The sequence below is a fragment of the Bacillus timonensis genome (genome assembly GCF_000285535.1).
In the GTDB taxonomy this organism is placed as follows: domain Bacteria; phylum Bacillota; class Bacilli; order Bacillales; family Bacillaceae_L; genus Ferdinandcohnia; species Ferdinandcohnia timonensis.
On record NZ_HE610985.1, the window covers coordinates 76659 to 79400 of the forward strand.

Below are 2742 nucleotides of genomic sequence, written 5' to 3' on the forward strand. Positions count from 1 at the left end.
GTTGAATTCATATGAATAAGTGAAACGAATAGCTAAACAGAAATCAATATGTATGAGGTGAAATGAATTGAATATTAGACTTGCTGAAGAAAAAGACATTGATCAGTTAATAAATATGAGATGGGATTCTTCCATTGAATTTGATGAAAGCAAAAAAAATGAGTCGTATGAAAAGTTTAAAAAAGAGTGTCAAATATTTTTAGAGAATGCTCTTAATAGTAATCAGTGGTTTATTTGGATTGCGGAGGATAAAGGGAAAATTGCTTCACATATCTACATAGAATTAATACAAAAAATGCCAAGACCTGGAAGGATTACTCACCCATTTGCATATATGACAAACGTGTACACCATTCCAGAATATAGAAGTAGGGGCGTTGGAAGTAAAGTATTAAGTTCAATAAACAAATGGATAAAAGAGAATAAATATGAATTTGTCATTGTATGGCCGAGCGATGAAGCTATTCATTTTTACAAGAAGAATGGGTACGTTCATTGTACAGAACCAATGGAATACGTTCCTTCTTGAGGTATAGAGCAGCAATAGTTCAAGCTGCTGCGTCTATTTGATTGTTCAGATGACGGGAAAGTTTCGTTTAAAAAGGATTACTATTTACTACATGTGAATTAGTTCCTATAACCAAAAATTTGGGGGCAAATATGAACCAATTTAGAGGGATAATCTTAGAAGGCTATTCTAATGCTGGAAAAACTTCGGTATTAAAATCATTAAAAAAACTTCAGGCTAACGATGATTATGCTGAACGTAGTGTTGTTATTCTAAGTGAACATTATTCTCAAGTTGTACATAGGGCTAATGGAGAATTAAGGACATTACAACATAAAGAACATTTGCAACTTCTAAAAGACCGAGTATTAATGCTGAAAAAATTAAGCGATTGGGCAAGAGAACTTGGGCAATTGGAGCGATCAAAAGGCATCTTTTTTATCTTAGAGAGGTTTCACTTGAATCATAGAGTAGCTTTTACTGATTCCTTAATGGGTGAAATAGAACAAATAGAGACAGAGATGTTTGCTATGGGTGCGAGATGTGCATTGCTAACAATTTCGCCAGAAAACGCGGAGAAAAGATTAAAAAGTAGAGATACAGACACATGGGCAGAGAAAACTGCAGAGGAAATTAAAGTGGCATGTGAACTGTTAATAAATACACAACAAGAACTTAGACGACAAGCTAATGCCTCAATCATTCCGACAATAGAAATAAATACGGATAAAAAAGACTGGGATTCCTATGCAAAACAGATTTTACTTATACATGAATGAAGCAGATTTAACTCGAACACTTAGGACAAACGGAGAAAGACAGTTTTCAATTGCTTTTTCAACGATTAAAGCAAGTTAGTGAAAGAATAGAGGGAGTGTAAAATGGGGTATGTTTGGAAATCGTGTCCATCTAAAATAAAGGATTTTATCTTTAATCTTAATAAAGGTATTAAGGAAATGATAAATGAAAGCTACGTTGGTTTCTATCTACATGGTTCTTTAGCTATGGGTGGATTTAATACTAATAGCAGCGATATTGATGTTTTGGTCATTACTGATAAATCAATGGAAATAGAAGATAAGAGGAATTTGGCACAGTTTTTATTAGATTATTCAAAATCTCCATTTTCAATTGAAATAAGTTTTCTAAATACAGAACAATTACGGCATTGGCAACATCCATGTCCATATGATTTCCATTATAGCGAGTTATGGAGGGGTCGGTTCGAAACGGATTTGTTAAATGGCACATATCAGTTTTTAAACGATGATATTCACTTAGATGGAGATTTAGCTGCTCATTTAACTATTACTTATCAAAGAGGCATTTGTGTAGAGGGAAAACCTATAAAGGAAGTATTTCCTTTAGTTCCAAGGTCAGATTATATATCTTCAATACTAGGTGACTATCAGGATTGTTTGGTAAATATCGAAGAAGACCCCATTTATTGTTCATTAAATTTATTGAGAGTATTTTGGTATCTTAAAGAAGGAGTAATTTCATCCAAGCAAGAAGCTGGTGATTGGGGGCTAAAAACTTTCCCACGAGAATTGAGTAATACTATTCATAAAGTGGTCGATTCTTACGCAAATGGAAAGGGTCCTCATACTTTTGAGAAAGAAGAACTTATACAATTAAGGGATTACATATCGAATCATGTTCAAAAATTATTAAGCTAACAGATGCATTTCTAAAAAATAAACTATCGGAATTATATATTTTGTACCAGAAAAAAATAATGGCACTTCAAGTAATGGTTTGTTGATTTAAGAAGGGATTAACGCTATTTACAGAACTTTGTTGAACGAACGGTGCAGGATAGTTGAAATTTTGATGGGTTTATTAAATTTTTCAGTATAAAATGTAATTATTGATAATTTTGTTAAAAATTAGGGTGTGAATTTATGAGGAAAAAACATATGATTTTCTTTACATTTGCTCTTATTATATTTCTTCTTACTCTACTATTGTCAAAACCTTCTCCAGAAAATTTTAACAAATGGTTATCGAGCAAACATGGTATAGAATGCTTTGGAGATAAATGTATAAATGGTGGCGATAAAATAACAGTAGTTGATAGAACCATAGACGATTATTTTCTTATAAATAAGATGGGTGTCAAACTACAATATGATGATGGTAGTGTCCTAATCATTGAAGGTTTGGGGATTTTTGGAACATTTAGCACATTCACAGCTAACTTAGGGATATGATATGCAAAAAAATGTTCAAGT

General features: G+C 32.4%; 4 protein-coding genes. All 4 read left to right on the forward strand.

Annotation, left to right across the window (positions count from 1 at the left end; translation table 11 throughout):
* Positions 1–67 precede the first annotated feature (67 nt).
* The 4 genes from BTHG_RS00720 (at position 68) to BTHG_RS00735 (ending at position 2721) form a co-directional block, all read left to right on the forward strand.
* Entirely contained in the window at positions 68–529 is a 462-nt protein-coding gene (locus BTHG_RS00720) for a GNAT family N-acetyltransferase (protein WP_010280864.1), read from the forward strand.
* Positions 530–660: 131 nt separating this feature from the next.
* Positions 661–1287 carry an AAA family ATPase gene (locus tag BTHG_RS00725; RefSeq protein WP_010280866.1) on the forward strand — a complete coding sequence of 209 codons (627 nt, stop codon included), beginning with the start codon at positions 661–663 and terminating at the stop codon, positions 1285–1287.
* Between the two features lie 102 nt (positions 1288–1389).
* A complete protein-coding gene (locus tag BTHG_RS00730; protein ID WP_010280868.1) occupies positions 1390–2187 on the forward strand; it encodes an aminoglycoside adenylyltransferase domain-containing protein in 798 nt (265 codons plus the stop codon).
* Positions 2188–2412: 225 nt separating this feature from the next.
* Positions 2413–2721, forward strand: coding sequence for a hypothetical protein (locus BTHG_RS00735; RefSeq protein ID WP_010280870.1), 309 nt, complete (start codon positions 2413–2415; stop codon positions 2719–2721).
* Positions 2722–2742: the final 21 nt, after the last annotated feature.

Coding starts and splice junctions, on each gene's coding strand:
- BTHG_RS00730 (WP_010280868.1), top strand. CDS start 1,390: ATGGGGTATGTTTGGAAATCGTGTCCATCTAAAATAAAGGATTTTATC.
- BTHG_RS00735 (WP_010280870.1), top strand. CDS start 2,413: ATGAGGAAAAAACATATGATTTTCTTTACATTTGCTCTTATTATATTT.
- BTHG_RS00725 (WP_010280866.1), top strand. CDS start 661: ATGAACCAATTTAGAGGGATAATCTTAGAAGGCTATTCTAATGCTGGA.